The 16,742-nt window shown below is 46.7% G+C and carries 16 protein-coding genes; 10 read left to right on the top strand and 6 right to left on the bottom strand.

Annotated elements, in window-relative coordinates; translation table 11 throughout:
- Nucleotides 1–48 precede the first annotated feature (48 nt).
- Both ACYQ2M_RS13585 and ACYQ2M_RS13580 read right to left on the bottom strand, forming a co-directional pair.
- Complete coding sequence (locus ACYQ2M_RS13585) at nt 49–492, bottom strand: response regulator (protein WP_459916897.1); 444 nt, start codon at nt 490–492, stop codon at nt 49–51.
- A complete protein-coding gene (locus ACYQ2M_RS13580; protein ID WP_459916896.1) occupies nt 489–1,973 on the bottom strand; it encodes a sensor histidine kinase in 1,485 nt (494 codons plus the stop codon). Before ACYQ2M_RS13580 ends, ACYQ2M_RS13585 begins: the two co-directional genes overlap by 4 nt.
- Before the next feature lie 377 nt (nt 1,974–2,350).
- Between ACYQ2M_RS13580 and ACYQ2M_RS13575 the strand changes: the two genes are divergently transcribed.
- On the top strand, nt 2,351–4,588 hold the full coding sequence (locus ACYQ2M_RS13575) for an ATP-binding protein (RefSeq protein WP_459916895.1): 2,238 nt from the start codon (nt 2,351–2,353) through the stop codon (nt 4,586–4,588).
- Nucleotides 4,589–4,591: 3 nt separating this feature from the next.
- A complete protein-coding gene (locus ACYQ2M_RS13570; protein WP_459916894.1) occupies nt 4,592–5,038 on the top strand; it encodes a response regulator in 447 nt (148 codons plus the stop codon).
- Between the two features lie 164 nt (nt 5,039–5,202).
- On the opposite strand, the gene ACYQ2M_RS13565 is transcribed toward ACYQ2M_RS13570, so the two are convergent.
- Nucleotides 5,203–5,577, bottom strand: a complete 375-nt coding sequence (locus ACYQ2M_RS13565) for an AIR synthase-related protein (RefSeq protein ID WP_459916893.1) — start codon at nt 5,575–5,577, stop codon at nt 5,203–5,205.
- A 28-nt stretch (nt 5,578–5,605) separates the two neighbouring features.
- Here ACYQ2M_RS13565 and ACYQ2M_RS13560 point away from each other — a divergent pair, with 28 nt between their 5' ends.
- Complete coding sequence (locus ACYQ2M_RS13560) at nt 5,606–5,842, top strand: transposase (RefSeq protein WP_459916892.1); 237 nt, start codon at nt 5,606–5,608, stop codon at nt 5,840–5,842.
- A 78-nt stretch (nt 5,843–5,920) separates the two neighbouring features.
- Complete coding sequence (locus ACYQ2M_RS13555; protein ID WP_459916891.1) at nt 5,921–8,848, top strand: transporter substrate-binding domain-containing protein; 2,928 nt, start codon at nt 5,921–5,923, stop codon at nt 8,846–8,848.
- A 162-nt stretch (nt 8,849–9,010) separates the two neighbouring features.
- Here ACYQ2M_RS13555 and ACYQ2M_RS13550 read toward each other — a convergent pair whose 3' ends face one another.
- From ACYQ2M_RS13550 to prs, 3 genes are all read right to left on the bottom strand, one after another.
- On the bottom strand, nt 9,011–10,993 hold the full coding sequence (locus ACYQ2M_RS13550) for a hybrid sensor histidine kinase/response regulator (RefSeq protein WP_459916890.1): 1,983 nt from the start codon (nt 10,991–10,993) through the stop codon (nt 9,011–9,013).
- Between the two features lie 77 nt (nt 10,994–11,070).
- The gene (locus ACYQ2M_RS13545) at nt 11,071–11,853 is read right to left on the bottom strand and encodes a substrate-binding periplasmic protein (protein ID WP_459916889.1); all 783 of its coding nucleotides are present in this window, start codon (nt 11,851–11,853) and stop codon (nt 11,071–11,073) included.
- 60 nt (nt 11,854–11,913) lie between these two features.
- On the bottom strand, nt 11,914–12,333 hold the full coding sequence (gene prs, locus ACYQ2M_RS13540) for a ribose-phosphate diphosphokinase (protein ID WP_459916888.1): 420 nt from the start codon (nt 12,331–12,333) through the stop codon (nt 11,914–11,916).
- A gap of 607 nt (nt 12,334–12,940) precedes the next feature.
- On the opposite strand from prs, the gene ACYQ2M_RS13535 reads away from it, so the two are divergent.
- From ACYQ2M_RS13535 to ACYQ2M_RS13510, 6 genes are all read left to right on the top strand, one after another.
- Nucleotides 12,941–13,192: a helix-turn-helix domain-containing protein gene (locus tag ACYQ2M_RS13535; RefSeq protein ID WP_459916887.1), complete on the top strand. Its 252-nt coding sequence runs from the start codon at nt 12,941–12,943 to the stop codon at nt 13,190–13,192.
- A complete protein-coding gene (locus tag ACYQ2M_RS13530; RefSeq protein ID WP_459916886.1) occupies nt 13,189–13,548 on the top strand; it encodes a HipA N-terminal domain-containing protein in 360 nt (119 codons plus the stop codon). The genes ACYQ2M_RS13535 and ACYQ2M_RS13530 overlap by 4 nt, the downstream gene beginning before the upstream one ends.
- Before the next feature lie 269 nt (nt 13,549–13,817).
- Nucleotides 13,818–14,663, top strand: a complete 846-nt coding sequence (locus tag ACYQ2M_RS13525; protein WP_459916885.1) for a pirin family protein — start codon at nt 13,818–13,820, stop codon at nt 14,661–14,663.
- Nucleotides 14,664–15,036: 373 nt separating this feature from the next.
- Entirely contained in the window at nt 15,037–15,411 is a 375-nt protein-coding gene (locus ACYQ2M_RS13520; RefSeq protein ID WP_459916884.1) for a PaaI family thioesterase, read from the top strand.
- A 165-nt stretch (nt 15,412–15,576) separates the two neighbouring features.
- Complete coding sequence (locus ACYQ2M_RS13515) at nt 15,577–16,044, top strand: protein tyrosine phosphatase family protein (protein ID WP_459916883.1); 468 nt, start codon at nt 15,577–15,579, stop codon at nt 16,042–16,044.
- 166 nt (nt 16,045–16,210) lie between these two features.
- Nucleotides 16,211–16,483: a hypothetical protein gene (locus ACYQ2M_RS13510; protein ID WP_459916882.1), complete on the top strand. Its 273-nt coding sequence runs from the start codon at nt 16,211–16,213 to the stop codon at nt 16,481–16,483.
- Nucleotides 16,484–16,742: the final 259 nt, after the last annotated feature.

Here is a 16,742-nt window from a genome sequence, read left to right as displayed (position 1 = left end):
TGTAGAGTATTTTGACCTTGTTACTCATGGTGGCAGATCCCTTGGATATCAATCAATGGGCGGTTCAACATTTAATGTCAGCCAATAGTCGCAGACGGTTTTAACGACTTTTAAAAATTCATCAAAGGCTACCGGTTTAACCAGGTAACTGTTGGCACCGTTGTCGTAACTCAAAGCCCTGTCCCCCTCGTCCCGGGAGGAGGTCAGAATAACCACCGGAAGGCGTTTGAGCTTTTCAGTGCATTTAATTTTCCGGAGCACTTCATGGCCATCAATGCCCGGCATCTTTAGATCGAGCAAGATAATATCCGGCAGGGGAAATTGCCTTCTATCGGCATATTTTCCTTCACCAAATAAAAATTCAAGGGCCTGTTTCCCATTTTTGGCCGTATGAATTTTGTTGCTCAGGCGTGCCTCTTTGAAGGCATGAAGAATAAGTTCCACATCCATGGGGTTGTCTTCCACCAGAAGCAATGAGGCTTCTTTTATCATTTTATTTCCTCCTGAACGGACATCTCTCTTTTTAACAGCTTTATCTTGAAAACACTCCCTCTATCAGGTTGGGACTCAACCCGGACACTGCCCCCCATCATATGTACTGCTTTTTTCACAGCGGCAAGTCCAATGCCGGTTCCCGGATACTCTTCCTGACTGTGAAGTCGCTGGAAAATCTTGAATATTTTTTCATGGTACTCCGGGGCAATCCCAATGCCATTATCGGAAATGGAAACAACCACATATGGCGTATCTTCTTTAATATCAATGCGGATAAGAACAGGCGCATCGGGATTTTTGTATATCAGGGCATTTTCCAGCAGGTTTATAAACAGATGGGTGACCAGTGTGACGTCTCCTTGAACAACGGGCATCTGTTCGGGGAAATCAACCCGGGCTCCGGTCTCTTTTATGCGCTCTGCCAGGGTCCCAAGGGCTTCTTTTAAAATTGTTTTAAGGGAAATATTTTCCATTTTAACAGATTTACGCCCCAGACGCGAAAACCGCAGCAACTCATCAATCAACACCCCCATCTGTCTACTTGCCTTGATGATATTGTCAAAATAGTGCTGTCCCTCTTCGTTTAAATCGTCTTTATATCTGCGACGGATGATTTCAGAAAATCCGCTGATGGAACGCAGGGGGGCCCGCAGATCGTGGGAAACCGAATAGACAAAGTCTTCAAGTTCTTTGTGGGTCTCTTCAAGCTCAGCGGTGCGAAGGCGGACACGTTTTTCCAATTGCAGGTTCAGTGTGGAAATTTTTTCCTCGGCCCTCCTGCGATCCCCAATTTCCCTTTCCAACCGCAGGTTCAGGAGACTGGTTCTGGAGATATATGTGGCAAATTTAACCAAGAAATCCATGAGGTGTCCGATGGTTTCTCGACTGTACCTGGGTATACGCCGATATGCCGCCATATAGGCCTCTTTTTCAAATCCATACAAGGCGGCCTGTTCCATGAAAAATGCTTCATCCACGGGGTCATCCTCATAAAAGAACTGACCTGTGTATATATTCCCCAGATGGGTGTCACCTATATACAGAGGCGTGACCACATCCCATAACCCATTCCTGCATTTATAATCCACATACTCTCCCGGCTTGAGATTCTTTGCCAGGTAGAGATCACTTAGCGTACAATTGCGGGCTGTTTTGGGATGATCCCTGTGAAATTTTGTGCAGATATCCTGCCATCCCGTGGATTCAATGATGTTTCCATCCATGTCCAGTATGGCCGTCACCATATGGGTCAAATTGTGAAATTCGTCCATGATGGACTGGATTTCCTGAACATTGATGATGGATTTCAGATCGTCCGCTGGGATTTTAATTCCAGGCGTGTCGGCAGACCCTGTTTTATCCACCGGAAGCTCTGCTTTTCTGGCCGGGGCAGCGGTTGCCCACTGATGTTCAAGCTTTTCCTGCTCCAATGCCTTGACCCGTTGTTCCAATGCTTCATATGTTGGTTTTTCAGTCATTTACAAGCCCCCGTTCAAAGAAAAAACAATACCTGGCCCAGGAAATCGGTGGGATCATCCATTCGTATAAAATATATAACAGACATCTGAGATACACATGTAATTTATGCGCAAAAAATCATACAGGATATTGAGCTGCAAATCAATTTTTTTCATGATTTTCAGCATTGTAAAACAGCCCCAATCAGGTAAAGTCATTGTGGCCCACTGCAAAGTGTGATAATTGATCAAGCTTATATAATTTCGTCTTGCCCTGCAACAGGATCACAGTGGCACGCCACCATGACCTGCCCGGGCACCACGGGGGATATATACAGCTTTTTTCAAGTGGGCTCTCCATGGGATGTCTGCTGTGCAGGTAACAACCGGAGGTAGCAGTGCAGATTCAGGAAAATCCACACCCCAGAAAAACCCTCGGCCATCTTCTGGTCATGACGCCGGTGCTTTTTGCACTCATGAATGTTCTGTTTCCCCATCTGCTATGGCAGTATCAGGTAATTGAGTCCTACCCCCTGCATTCCACCGTGGAGAGTACCGGGGCGATGGCGGCAATGATCATGGGACTCTTTATCGATCAGTGGATGGACCGGGACCGGGCACCCTGGGCCCTGTTTGTGGCGCTGGGATTTTTGTCCATGGGAATCCTGGAAATGTTTCACGCTGCGATGTCCGAGGTCCATGGATTTGTCCTGCTTCACAGCCTGGCCCTGCTGCTGGGGGGGGCGTTTTTTTCCCTGGTGTGGCTTCCGGTATCTAAAAAGATACTCAACAGGGGGGTAACGCTCAAACTCTGGACAATTTTTGTTTCCGTGGGTATCGGACTGGCGGTGATCTTTTTTCGCTCACGCCTTCCGGCGATGATCGTCACCGGCAAATTTACCCCGGCGGCACAAGCCCTCAACATTGCCGGGGGCTTGCTTTTTCTCATCGGCTCAATACGGGTATACCGCAATTATCTGGCGGGCAGTCATCTTGAATGTCTGCTGCTGACCATGGTGGGGGTGTTATCCGGATTATCCGGAATTATTTTTCAATATTCCCAGGCCTGGTCCGATGGATGGTGGTTTTGGCACGGACTGCGACTGTCCGGCTATTTTTTGACCCTGTTTTTTATCCTGTACCGGTTTTTCTTAAACATCCGTGAGTCCCGTGCGGCATTTGCCCATCTTGAAAAGAAGCACCAGGAAACGTTGGCGCTGTTTGACGGTATTGACGATGTGGTGTATGTCAGCGATCCCGAAACCCATGAGCTACTCTATGTGAACGACTGCTTTGAAAAGACCTGGGGCAAGAACGTTGTAGGTAAAAAATGCTACAAGGTTATCCATAATCTGGATACGCCCTGTTCCTTCTGCACCAACGATATCATTATTAAAGAAAAACCCGGTGCCTGCCACGTCTGGGAGTTTCAGAACAAGGTCACAGGCGCTTGGTTTCGCTGTGCAGATAAGGCGATTCAATGGCGCACCGGCAAACCGGTCCGGTTTGAAATGGCATCGGACATTACCCATCAAAAAGCGAATCAGCAGGCACTGGAACAGGAAAAATATTTTTCAGAGACCCTCATCGACAGCCTGCCCGGGGTGTTTTACATGTTTGACCAAACCGGACAATTTTCCCGTTGGAATCAAAATCTCGAATCCATCACCGGATATTCCAGGGAAGAACTGGCCGGGATGACCTCATTTGATCTGTTCAAAGGGCAAGATCTGACAGAGATACAAAAACGGGTGGAACAGGTCTTTGAATCGGGCAGTGCCATGTCCGAAGCCTTTTTCACCACCCGGACAGGGGAAAGGATACCATTTCTTTTTTCCGGTCGTTTGATCGAGCACGCGGGATCCCCCTACCTCATGGGAGTGGGCGTGGACATCACGGATCGAAAAGCATTTGAAGACGAGCTGGTGAAAACCAACGAGGAGCTGAAACGATCCAACCAGGCGCTCCAGCAGTTCGCCTATGTGGCGTCCCACGATCTCCAGGAACCCCTGCGGATGGTGTCAAGCTACACCCAATTGATTGCAGAGCGATACCGGGACCGGCTGGATGAAAAAGGTGAAAAATTCATCCATTATGCAGTGGATGGCGCCATTCGGATGCAGAAACTGATCCAGGACCTCCTGACCTTTTCCCGGATCAACACCCATGGCAACCCGTTTGCAGAGGTGGATGTCAATGCACTGATTCATGAGGCCCTGGAAAACCTCACTGCTGCCACCAGGGACTCCGGCGGCGAGGTAACCTTTGATCTTCTCCCCACGGTAATGGGGGATAAAACCCAGCTGGGCCAGGTCCTGCAGAACCTCATCGGCAATGCACTTAAATTTAAAGCCGACACCCCGCCCAGGATCCACATCAGCTCAAAACGGGAGCAGGACGTGTGGCAATTGAGTATTACTGACAACGGCATCGGCATAGATCCCCAATATGCCGATAAGATTTTTATTATTTTTCAACGGCTGCACACCCGTGAAGCCTATCCCGGAACGGGCATCGGCCTGGCATTGACCAAGCAGATCATTAACCGCCACGGCGGTGACATCTGGTTTGATTCGGAACCCGGCAGGGGAGCCACTTTTCATTTTACGCTGCCAGCCGCGAAAAAGGAGTCATAAATCATGAGTTCAGAACAATATGTAAAACCGGTTGAAATCCTTCTTGTGGAGGACAACCCCGGCGATGTGGACCTGGCAAGAGAGGCATTGGAATCCACCAAGATGAGAAATAACCTGCATGTGGTGGGGGACGGTGAGGCTGCCATGGATTTTCTGCTGAAACGGAACGACCATATCGACGCCCCCCGGCCCGACCTGATCCTGCTGGATCTGAATCTGCCCAAAAAAGACGGTCGACAGGTACTGGCGGAAATCAAAGAATCCAGCGCCCTGAAGCGGATTCCTGTAGTGGTATTGACCACCTCCCGGGCAGAGGAGGATATTCTTAATTCCTATGATCTGCATGCCAACTGCTATATATCCAAGCCCCTTGATTTCAACCAGTTCCTCAAGGTGGTTAAATCCATTGAGAACTTCTGGCTCAGCATTGTGGTGCTGCCCACGGATTAAGGATGATATGTAGCCGACCCATCTGTGTCCTGACTGTGCAAAAACGCATTATCCGGACTATGATCTGAATGCCAACGGCTACAGATCCAAACGCCTTGACTTCAGCCAACGCCTCCACCTAATTGTGCCAATCGCCAACGATGCCTGTGAGGTCTGACGGGATATCAACAGATCCGGGGCAGCTGGTCCCCTGCCAGCATGTCCATTATACGGGACCCGCCAATGATGGTTTCCAGGAACACCCGGCCCGGATCTTTGGCCGTGACCTCTCCTATCACCGCCGCATCTTTACCAAAGGGATTCTGCCGAATGGCCGTGAGCACCTCATCGGTATCCCCAGGCGAAACAATGGCCAGCAATTTTCCCTCATTGGCAATGTAAAGGGGATCAAACCCCAGCAGCTCGCACATGCCAAGGACCGCATCCTTCACAGGAATATCCTGCTCCTTTATTCGAATGCCCACATTGGACTGCCCTGCAATTTCGTTTGGCTCATGTTGGATTCCGGGGTCTTGATGTGCTATAGGATAATTTTTCATTTTTAAATCTTTGACCGGAGCTCAGCAAGTGCAAGTAAACATAAAAAATTTGATTGATGATGCCCAGTGTTACGACACAGTGCGAGAACTGCGCTGGCCAGAAGGAAGGACGTGTCCATTTTGTAAGTCCCATAGGGTTATCAGAAGAGGTTTTGATGATACTGAATCGGCCAAGCAGCGTTATCAATGCAAAAGCTGCGAAAATAGCAGTTTGCCTTCTCTGTATGACTATAAGCCTTCCGATATTTGCTCCAAAGGAAGATGACGCAAATGTTTATCCTGCGGCAAATTATCCTCAATCCATTGATATGTATAAACAAATTTAAGGAATTTTTGTGCTTTGATGATTCACATCTTTAAAATAATTCTGGCTCTCTCCTTGATGGGTATTGCCGTCACTGTTCATGCAACGGAAAACCAAAAGGCGTTGACGCCTGAGGAAAAAGCGTACATTCAGGAAAAAAAGCAGGTGACCATTGGTGTTATTGATAACGAGCCCCCCTATTCATTTTACTCCCAGGGAAGAATTAACGGGTTCTCCATTGACCTGCTTCATCTTTTGGAACAAAAGTCAGGGCTGAAATTCAACTTTGTTCTAGGCAGCTGGTCCAATGTTTTTTCGTCTTTCAAAAAAGAGGAACTGGATGTCATTGATCAGATCTCCTTTACCGAGGACCGTAGCAAATGGCTGCGCTTCACCCCGGCTTATCACATTAAAAAGCTTGTCCTGTTCATGCGGACCGGGGAAATTCCCTCCCCCTTTTCGGGGTTGAAGAGTCTTAAGGGGAAAAGGGTCGGTATCATAAAAGATATTTATTACGCCGATGCCATCCGCTTGAAAGATTTGATCGAGGTTCACGAGTATGACGATTATATCTCACTTATGAAGGCCCTTTCCTTTGGCTGGATAGATGCGGTGGTGTCCAGCGAATTAACCGGACATTTCATCGCCCGGGACAATAACCTCACCGGGTTGGGAGTAGCCGGGCCCTTTAAGATAGAAGGAGTCACAGAGGAGGACTACCGGCTGGGCGTATCTCAAAAGGAACCCCGGCTCCATTCGATTCTGACCAAATTGTTGAAGACGGTCCCAAAGGAAACACTTACGGCTCTGACCCGCAAGTGGAGCCAATATCCCTATCTAAACAAAGATGATTCCAAGCTTTTTTTGACCGATGGGGAAAAGGCTTTTATTCAAGATCACCCGATTGTCTCCATGGGGATGCTGGCGGATTTTTCTCCCTTCAGCTTTACCAGCCAGGGCCGCCAGGCGGGCTATACCGCGTCCCTTCTGGATATCATTTCCGAAAAGACCGGAATAAAATTTTCCTATGTTGTGGATGACTGGTCCAAGGTGCTTTATCTTTTTAAAACCGGCCAGTTGGAAGCCACGGCCAACATTTCCTATACCAAAGAACGGACAAAATTTACCCGGTATACGGATGCCTATCACGCCATTCCAACAGTGGTTTTTGTGAGGAACGAGTTTAGAGACTACAAAGATGTCAACAGCTTGAGAGGCCTTTCTGTGGGCATTACCACAGATGTCTTTTATAAAGAGGCGCTATCCCCAGCTGTCGGCCCCCATTTGCGTGAATATGACAATCACTCCGCCATGATGAAGGCCTTATCCTTTGGGGATCTGGACGCTGTGGTCTCTCCGCTTAATACCGGAAACCACTACATCCGCAAGCTTGGGTTGGTTAATCTGGTGGTTGCCGGAGAGCTTGGCTTTGAAGGGGTGCCGCCTGAAGATCTACGTTTCGGTGTCCGGCCGGACCTGGCCCCTCTGGACAGCATTCTTAATAAGGCCTTAAAATCCCTGTCCGCCGCAGACTGGCAGATGCTTGAAAACACCTGGCTTTCTCCCAGAACCGGGAGCTTTTCAGATTACATGCTCAGGTTTTCGAAAAAAGAGCTGGCCTATCTGAAAAAAAAGAAAAAACTGGTTCTTTGCGTGCTCTCCGACCGGCTGCCCTTTGGAAAGGTCGGCAACGACGGCCGTTACACAGGGATCGGTGCTGATTTGATGGTGCTTTTGGGCAAGAAGCTGCCCATCGCCATAATTGTGGAGAAGTGCGACTCTTGGGCGGACTTGTACCGGTTGATCAGGCAGAAGAAGTGCGATTTTTGTATGGACGTCATGAAAACAGATGAAACGCAGCAGTACATGGATTTTACAAGCCCCTATCTTACCGTCCCCAATGTTATCGCCACCTCTGTTAATGCGCCCTTCATTGACGACGTTAGGAAATTTATGGATCGTCCCATGGGGGTCATCAGGGCTTCACCTATTTATGAAAGGCTTAAATCCGCCTATCCCCGCATGTCCCTTGTGGCGGTGGACAACGATCCGGAAGGTATCGCAAAGCTACAGAGAGGAGAGTTGTTTGGCTTTATCGAAACCATGACCAGTATCGGTTATCATTTGCGGCAGGAGAAAATCGTGGATGTCAAAATTGCAGGTAAAATGCCCATGGACTGGCAGCCCTGTATCGGCACCCGGAGTGACGAGCCTCTGTTGGGGGCAATTTTTCAAAAACTTATCATGTCCGTGTCTGACCAGGAAAAGTCCCGGATTCTGGATCAATGGCTCAGCGTAAAGGTGGAGCAAAAATTTGACTATTCCCCCTTCTGGAAGATCCTGGGAGTACTTTCCGTCATGGTGCTCCTTTCCTTGTTCTGGATACAAAAAGTACGCAAGCTCAACCAAAAGCTGGTCGAGGCAAACCATGCCTTAGAGGAGTTGAGCAGTACCGACGGGTTGACCGGGCTTTTTAACCGGCGGACATTTGACGAGCAATTCCGGCGGATGTTTGACATATGCAAGCGCAGTGCCATCCACTTTTCGGTTGTCATCCTTGATATTGACCATTTCAAGAGCATCAACGACACCTATGGCCATCCTGCCGGAGATAAATGCCTAAAACGATTTGGCAGAATCCTTATGGAACGGTTCCAGCGGCGTTCAGATATCGTGTGCCGGATCGGCGGTGAGGAGTTCTCCATTATATGCACGGGCAAGGACGCCCGAAAGATCGCTGCCTATACTGATGATCTGCGCAGATATATGCAAGACAGCCATATCACCCATGGTGACCGGAAGATTAACTTCACCATCAGTGCGGGAATTTATTTAAATATTCCCCGGGAAGACACCACTGCTGAGCAATGCTTTAACATGGCGGACCAGGCCCTTTATGAGGCCAAGAACAACGGGCGGAACCGGGTGGTGGTTTCTGAGGCCACGGCATCTGCAAACATTGCTTAAAAGCTGCCCGGAAATTTAAACCCGACACCTGTGGCCTTTGCAGATTCTACCTGACAGGGAGGGATCAATTAAATTGACAGGGATCATCATGACATCAGGATATATGGCCTGATCATCCCATCAAGCACATTTTAAATTAACCGCCTCCCATAGTATAGTACTTCACGATGTCTCCAGAGCATCTCGAAGGACCCGCTTGAGATCATTGAGAAGAAAGGGCTTTTTGATGTAGCCGCAATTGCCGAGCTTTCGCAGTTCCTTTATATGGTCTGTCTTGCTGTACCCGGATGCGATCACGGCCTGTTGATCCGGGTTAAGCTTGAGGCTGCGGCGATAGGTTTCCAACCCATCCATACCCGGTTCCATCATCATGTCCAGTATCAACAGGTCGAAGCGACGTTCCGTTAAAACATGGAGTGCCGCCTCCCCACTTGCAACCGCCATGGCTTGAAATCCCATCTTTTTCAACATACTTACGGTGATAATTCGTTGTTCTTCAAGGTCGTCAACAACTAAAATCCTTTTATTTTCCATGCCGATACTTTCCGGTATTTCCTGGATTTTAGGAGATTTTGCATATTCACCGGCCGGAAAATAAATAGTAACGTTTGTCCCGAACCCTACTTTACTTTGGATATCAATGTGGCCGTTATGGTCTTTTACAGTACCCCAAACAACGGCCATGCCCAGACCGGAACCGCTTTTGCCCATGACTTTTGTTGTGTAGAAAGGTTCAAAAATATGCTCTAAATCTTCGCTTCGTATTCCCGATCCGGTGTCCGATACGGACAACATGAGAAGATCACCCGCCGGCATGGCCTTGTCGGCCAAGTCAACTGCGTCGGAGTGATGGGGGGAAATGGTGATTCGAACAGTACCGATTTCCGGGATGGCCTCGGCGGCATTGGCAACCAGATTCATAACCGTTTTGGCGATATGTACGCGTGATCCCTTAATTTTCAATCCCCTATCGTTGAAATCCGTTTCCACCTTGACACCGGAGTGTGATTCCAAGAGTTTGCGGTACTCAGGCGAATCCAGATAGTCCGAAACAACCGTGAGCAAGTCCAGAACTTCATTAGCTGTAACGCCCCTCCGTGCCAAGGTCAAGAGATCCTGCACAACAACTGCGGCCCTTTCCCCTGCCTGCTGGATCATCAGCAGGGGAGCATGGAGCGAATTCTCCTTGGGAATGTCCATTAGGAGCAGCTCAGGGTAACTGACAATTCCCGACAAAATATTGTTAAGATCGTGGGCTACCCCCCCGGCTAGAGTGCCCAGGGCTTCCATTTTTTCAGCACGTTGAAGTTTGATTTCAATCTCCCTGCGCTCTGTCTCTGCCCGCAGGCGGTCTTTGATTTCCTGCTTCAATTCCTCGTTGGATGTGGTCAACTCGGCCGTCCGTTGGCTGATGATTTCTTCAAGCCTCTCCTGATGATGTATTAACGCCGCCTCGATCCTGAACCGTTCAGCCACTTCTAACTGCAGGCTTTCGTTGGTTGTTGTTAATTCAGCCGCCTGACCCACGATGCGTATATTAGTCTGTTCCAACTCCTGAAAAAGCGCTGCCAAAGACTGGCGTGTCTGTTCGAAGCTCTGGCCCAGTATCCCCATTTCGTCATCTTGGGTCCAACAAAATTTCTGGTCGAGCTTTTTACCGGCCAGATCTTTGGATTGCAGAAGAAGTCTGTCCAAGGGTTTCAGAAATTTCAGGTTCAATACCCAAAACAGGATCACCGTGCTCAAAAAAAACGGCCCCAGAAAGACCCATAGGTACCGGATGCCCTGTTTTATCAGAATCCTTTCCATGGGATTTGTGTCAATATCAACTAACACCTCTCCGATGAGCTTGCCGTGATAGGAAATGGGGCTTTTCATCGTTTGGATGTGACCTTTTTCAGCTCTCCCCTGGGTCCGTCGAATGAATGGACCTTCCTCGCAGTCCACCCATATGCGCAGGATACGGCTGTCGGCCATGACAGCGTCTACCAGAGGTTCACCCATCCCGGGAACCAGGGTCCAGACCGCTTCACTCAAGCCCAGGGCAAGCACCTGGACTGTGCGTGCCTGATCCTTGTTCTGTTCGGCAGTAAGAACATGACGTTGATCTTGGATGGTTAGAAAGCAGGCAATGATTGTCGGCATTAGAAAGCCTGCCAAAAAAACCAAGCAGATTGTAGTACGAAGCTTCATGTTATGTAAGTATGACAAGTATAATTTCCTTAAAGCCCATATTTGCGGGCTATCTCCCGATAGCGGCCGTCTTTTTTGATGACTCGCAGGCAGTCGTCCATTTGTTCCAGAAAACCTGGTTTGTCGGCAATGCGGGGGGATGCTTTCGAGACTGTGACAAAATAACGGCTGGTCTGGATATCATAGTCAAGGATTGTGATTTTTTCCGTAATCCCCGTCTGCTGCGCACGCCACAGCACCGTGTTCTTGGAATCCACAAAAATATCGATGATATTTTCCGTGAGCATCCGGAGACATGAATCTCCCGTGGTCCCGGTGATGAGGGTACCTGCTTTACGACGCTTATCAATATAGGTCAGAAACGCTTCAGAGTATCTCAGTCCAGCCAGATGTCCGATCTTTAGATCATCAAAATCAGCCAGGCTGAGTATCCCAATGCCGCTGCCTGAACGCACCACGGGCCGATACCCAGAGACAAACAGCGGTTCATGGCCGAAATAGACCAGATCTTCACGGGATTTTTTATGGGAAAAAATGGAGATGTCAAGTTCACCCCTTTCCAGATAGGCATACATTCGTTTAACCGGGTAAAAGGTGAACTCTGCCCGATATCCCAGCCGGGATATACAAATACTCAAAAGTTCTCTGGCAAAACCGGGCAGTTTGTCGGATTTGTTTTTAAAATAGTATGGCGGCCAATCGTTTTCAATAATCCGAAGTGATCCCTGTTCCCCTGCCTCGGCAACCCGAAAGCTCAAAATTGTAATAAAGCAGGCGACAACAAGGCCAAGGATCAGAATATTACGCCTCATAGGGGGCACTCCCGTTTTAATATTTTGAACTGCAACTATAGATTTTGGTGGGCTACCCACCTAAGCCGGGACAATCTGTAAAATGGTCAATACCCGGTTCGCACCAGCCGTTTTCAGCAAATCCGCCATGAGTCGCCCCACAATGGAAATGCGGGAGGCATTCTTTTTGTCTGATCTTGCATAGGAGAAATAGGGAATTACAGCGGTCACCCGCCTTGTCAATGCGTTCCTGAGTGCATCCAGGGTCACCAGCAGCTCCATGATATACTCACTCACCGGATGGGTAAAGGATTGAATGACAAAGACATCCCTTTCCCGGACATTATCCTGAACCTGTACATGAATATTATCATTGAAAAATTTGGATATGGCAAGGTGTCCCAGGGGAATATCCATAGCCTCACATATTTCCCGGGAAAGGGGTTCATTGGAATTTCCTGAAAAAACCTTAAGAGCATCTTTTATTATCAATTTCTCCATGAGATTTTTGGCATCCTTTATTTGCCAGTTTACATTTAAATGGTGTCTGTGAGTATATTTTAACTATTACTTAGCATAAAACGACACCGTCGGTCATGCAAAATCAAACAAAAAAGGCACTGAAATATAAATTCCAACGCCTTTGAATATCACGTGGAATAAGGACCTTCTTGACAACGGATGAACTGTTTCAAGTAAAGAGAGATCTCTTTTTTAGTTTTATATTTTCATTTTTCTTCATTGGCAATGGCTAAAAGGGAGCCCCGATGATATTTTGTGTTAGGGTGACGTCTCCACCCCACTTCCCCGGGTCGTTGAATAAACCACTGCATGTGGACAAGCCCGTGAGTAAACATTAAGGGCTTGATCATAACGTCGGCCACCTTGTGATGGCACTATGAAAGATAAAGAAATACAAGTATTTGTGAGAGATAGTGCTCTGACTCCCGTATAGTGCCCCACCTTATAGTCAACCCCTAAAATTGATTGATCCATGGTTTTATTTAACCGTTCGGTGAAAAAAGATTGACGATTAGATGATTTAACTGTACGGTGTAGATTGTCAATTTGTATGTTTTTTAACTGTACGGTTAAGTTGAGGTTTTGTATGAGAGAAGATATAGAATACCCCTACCATGTCCGTTTGGTTAAATACCTTGGGAAAGCCATTCAAGACACCCGAAAAAAAAAGAAGATGAGACAATCAGATTTGGCAGATATTACAGGTACAAGTGTGAAGTTCATTAGTGATGTGGAAAGAGGAAAAGAGACCATTCAGATGGACAAAACTTTTGTGTTGCTTCGCGCTTTAGGTCTAAAACTATATGTAACACCACATTCAATTGAGAATGAAAAATGACAGGCGGGTTACAAATCATACTGAATAAACGATTGGCCGGTACATTGGATCGCCACAAAAAGGGTAATGTCGTCTTTCAATATTCTCAAGATTGGATAGAAAAAGAAGCTTTACCTGTTTCTCTTTCATTTCCCTGTAGAAAAGAAAAATTTGCTCCGGCTATCAGTACTGCCTTTTTTGAAAATCTTCTTCCGAAAAGCAATACAAGAACAATATTGGCATTTCGTCACAGATTTGATAAATCGGATTTTATGACTTGTTGTTTCCAGCAGTATGGTAACGAATTTGAACTACCCACGGGCTATCGGGATAGGACTCCCCATCACTGGGACTGGACTGACACAGAATTTCAATGACTCAAAAAGCTATCAACAATTATTCCACATCATCTGCAGAGATGGAGGCAGCCCGTTCCGAAATACAGGAAGAGTTCCAGACCAGACGACAGCGCAAGAACCTGTTTTGGGCTTTGCAGTGGGCTGTGCCTCTCAGTATGTTGCCCCGTCCATCGTGACAGAGCCGGCAGTCTTCGCTGTTGTGGGAATGGCTGCCATAAAAAAAGAATTAAATGAATAGAATCGGTGTGTTCATTTTCATTTAAACATCAATGAACAGGAGAAACGTCATGTCAGATGCAAGAAATATTAAACTCATGTTAACTTGTCAACCCACTTTGGAAGGTGCAGGGGTACACTTGAACAGGGTCTTTGGATACAATGAAGCCCCGACATTTGATCCTTTTCTCATGTTGGACGATTTTCGGTCTGATACACCCGAACATTTTCTGAAAGGTTTCCCCTGGCATCCCCACCGGGGTATCGAAACTATCACCTATGTCCTCAAAGGAGATGTAGAACACGGGGACAGCCTGGGCAACAAAGGGATTATATCTTCAGGAGATGTGCAATGGATGACGGCGGGCAGCGGTATTGTTCACCAGGAAATGCCTAAGGGAGACGCGAATGGATCTATGCACGGATTTCAGTTGTGGGCGAATCTACCAGCATCCCAAAAAATGATATCACCCAAATACCGTGATATTACAGCAGACCAGGTCCCTGAGGTTCAAATTCAGAACGGTGTCCGTATCAAAATCATTGCAGGAACGATTAACGGCACAAAAGGACCCATGGACGACATTGTTATCAACCCCCAATTTTTAGATTGTACCGTTCCTCCAGGACAGGTCTTTACCCATGAGGTTGAGCCTTCCTATACAGCCTTTATTTATGTGATCGGTGGCAAAGGGACAACAGACGGTACAGCCATCGAAAATGGTAAACTGGTTCTTTTTGAAAAAGGAGGCCATCTGTCCGTAACTGCCTCTGATAAACCCTTGAGGTTCCTGCTGCTCACAGGAAAACCATTGCAGGAGCCAGTGGCATGGAGAGGCCCCATTGTCATGAATACCCAGGAGGAATTGGCAACTGCATTTAAAGAGTATCAGGACGGTACGTTTATAAAAGAATAACTCAAGTTCCGCAGTTAAATTATCTATAAAAAATGCAATCAATTGATTTTATAGATAATTTTTATTGAAGATAGCTCCAAAATAAGTAATATTGATATTGTCCTACATTTGCTTGAAATTATAGATGATATTGCAAAAAATGAACTTGAATTTTCAACTGCGAAGCTTTAGTTAAATTATGTGGAAACAAGGCCGATTGATGTTCAGATAAGGTCGGAAAAAGGGGTCGCATCTATGGTTGACTCTTTCTTGAAACAATTTTCAACAACGAACGTGCTATGGATGAAACCGCAGATGTTTAAAAGTAGCGTATCCGTTACAATTTGGTGAGTTTGAATTGGAATTTAGCTTCTGGGATTAAAAGAGATCGTGTATGAAAGTAAAAGGAAACATTGAGTTTACAATCAAAGAGCACTCGGAAAGTACCGTGATTTCAGTGATGCCTGTGTCCGAAGGCATCAAAAACCCATTCGGCGTAGCTCATGCTGGGGCGATACTTTGGTTTGCTGATGTGACAGCCACAGTGTTGGTTATGGGTGGTGTTAAAGTTGAAGAAGGCATGCAGGGCTTTCCTTTGGCTATCAACCTGAATGCGAATTTAGCCTCAAACCAAACAAGCGGCGAATTTATCGCAAAATCGGAATTTGTTAAACGTGGCAAAACGGTAAATATCGTGCGCACAACTGTCACTGGCGCTGGCAACAAATTGATTGCTGACGTTACAACGAGTCATGTTCTATCCAAATAAGAGTGATAGCTGGCCCGATGATTGAGGCGTTCAGTGCGCCCGCGGCGCACTGAACAAGTCGTTGAGTATGCGTTTGACGTGTGCCGCAGTACATTGAACAACGAGTTGGAGCAGACAGTCCACGTGGGTCGCTTATCAACTCGGCATTAACAGGCATTCAAAAATATGGACAAAATTAAAGATATATTTAATTTTCTATCAATAGATTCTTCACTTTCGACTTCAGGACAGCCGACAGAGTCCCAAATATCGGCGCTTGCGAATCAAGGATATGATACTATTATCAACCTTGCACTTCATAATGATGCTCGGTACTCTCTACCTGATGAAACTGGCTTGGTTGCGTCGCTTGGAATGACATACATACATATTCCGGTACAGTTTGACGACCCGACAGAAAATGACTTGGAATCGTTTTTTAAAGCCATGGAATCCAATAAAAACAAAAAAGTCCATGCACACTGTGCGGCAAATATGAGAGTTACTGCTTTTTTAGGTTTGTATTATCTCATTAAGCAAAAGAAATCAAAAGAAAAGGCGTTTGAAGCAATGAATTCAGTATGGGAACCCGATGAAGTGTGGTCTTCTTTTATTTCTACTATGATTGCAAAAAAATGCCAGTTAATCGGGTAGCCAGGAGGGTTAATCCCCCAGCCTCCGCACCACCCCCCAAGCGGGTCCGCATAGTGCGGTTCATTAAAATTACCGGGCCGTGGCCGGGTAATGAATTTTCACCCACTGGTTCCAGTAGCGTATCCGTCGACGGAGCCATTCATCTATTCCCGGAATGGGTTGATAAATGTCAAAAATCAAAAACAAACTCACAACAGCGCAAAAACGGGCTATAAAAGTTGAAAAGGCCGAACGCCGAAAAAAATATGAGTGGGTGTTCATGAATGGCAAACAAGTTAGAGTAAAAAGACGTCCCATGATTGATGGAATGGATGTAGATGAATTTATCTCAAGAAATGCTGACCTAATTTGGTTGCATCAGAACGAAATGTGGGAGTATATCAAAACGGATGAAGATCGAGGGCATATCGAAGAAAATAACAATGAAATTCCATTTTAAATTTTAAAATGTGCTAATGGGACGGGCTGTTAAAGGGTGAGAATCACAGTCGGCTTTAACGCCGTGGATGTGGGGAGCGCGCAGCGCGGAACCAGTGTCTGATTTTATGCTATTGTTGAAGCAACACTTCAGCGGCAGTTAAAGTGAATTCTCCACCCCACTTCCCTGGGCTGCTGAACAAACCAATTCACATGGACAAGCCAGTGATTTAAACATTAGGATTCAAACATAGTACAATCTAAAAGGTATAAAATTTGAG

Source organism: Desulfocicer niacini, assembly GCF_054657595.1.
The sequence above is the reverse complement of the archived record's forward strand: the minus strand, read 5'-3'. Positions and strand labels throughout refer to the sequence as shown.

Excerpts from the sequence above, each read along its gene's own strand:
- ACYQ2M_RS13585 (WP_459916897.1), bottom strand. The coding sequence starts at position 492 with ATGATAAAAGAAGCCTCATTGCTTCTGGTGGAAGACAACCCCATGGAT.
- ACYQ2M_RS13580 (WP_459916896.1), bottom strand. The coding sequence starts at position 1,973 with ATGACTGAAAAACCAACATATGAAGCATTGGAACAACGGGTCAAGGCA.
- ACYQ2M_RS13570 (WP_459916894.1), top strand. The coding sequence starts at position 4,592 with ATGAGTTCAGAACAATATGTAAAACCGGTTGAAATCCTTCTTGTGGAG.
- ACYQ2M_RS13565 (WP_459916893.1), bottom strand. The coding sequence starts at position 5,577 with ATGAAAAATTATCCTATAGCACATCAAGACCCCGGAATCCAACATGAG.
- ACYQ2M_RS13555 (WP_459916891.1), top strand. The coding sequence starts at position 5,921 with ATGATTCACATCTTTAAAATAATTCTGGCTCTCTCCTTGATGGGTATT.
- ACYQ2M_RS13550 (WP_459916890.1), bottom strand. The coding sequence starts at position 10,993 with ATGCCGACAATCATTGCCTGCTTTCTAACCATCCAAGATCAACGTCAT.
- ACYQ2M_RS13545 (WP_459916889.1), bottom strand. The coding sequence starts at position 11,853 with ATGAGGCGTAATATTCTGATCCTTGGCCTTGTTGTCGCCTGCTTTATT.
- prs (WP_459916888.1), bottom strand. The coding sequence starts at position 12,333 with ATGGAGAAATTGATAATAAAAGATGCTCTTAAGGTTTTTTCAGGAAAT.
- ACYQ2M_RS13535 (WP_459916887.1), top strand. The coding sequence starts at position 12,941 with ATGAGAGAAGATATAGAATACCCCTACCATGTCCGTTTGGTTAAATAC.
- ACYQ2M_RS13530 (WP_459916886.1), top strand. The coding sequence starts at position 13,189 with ATGACAGGCGGGTTACAAATCATACTGAATAAACGATTGGCCGGTACA.
- ACYQ2M_RS13525 (WP_459916885.1), top strand. The coding sequence starts at position 13,818 with ATGTCAGATGCAAGAAATATTAAACTCATGTTAACTTGTCAACCCACT.
- ACYQ2M_RS13520 (WP_459916884.1), top strand. The coding sequence starts at position 15,037 with ATGAAAGTAAAAGGAAACATTGAGTTTACAATCAAAGAGCACTCGGAA.
- ACYQ2M_RS13515 (WP_459916883.1), top strand. The coding sequence starts at position 15,577 with ATGGACAAAATTAAAGATATATTTAATTTTCTATCAATAGATTCTTCA.
- ACYQ2M_RS13510 (WP_459916882.1), top strand. The coding sequence starts at position 16,211 with ATGTCAAAAATCAAAAACAAACTCACAACAGCGCAAAAACGGGCTATA.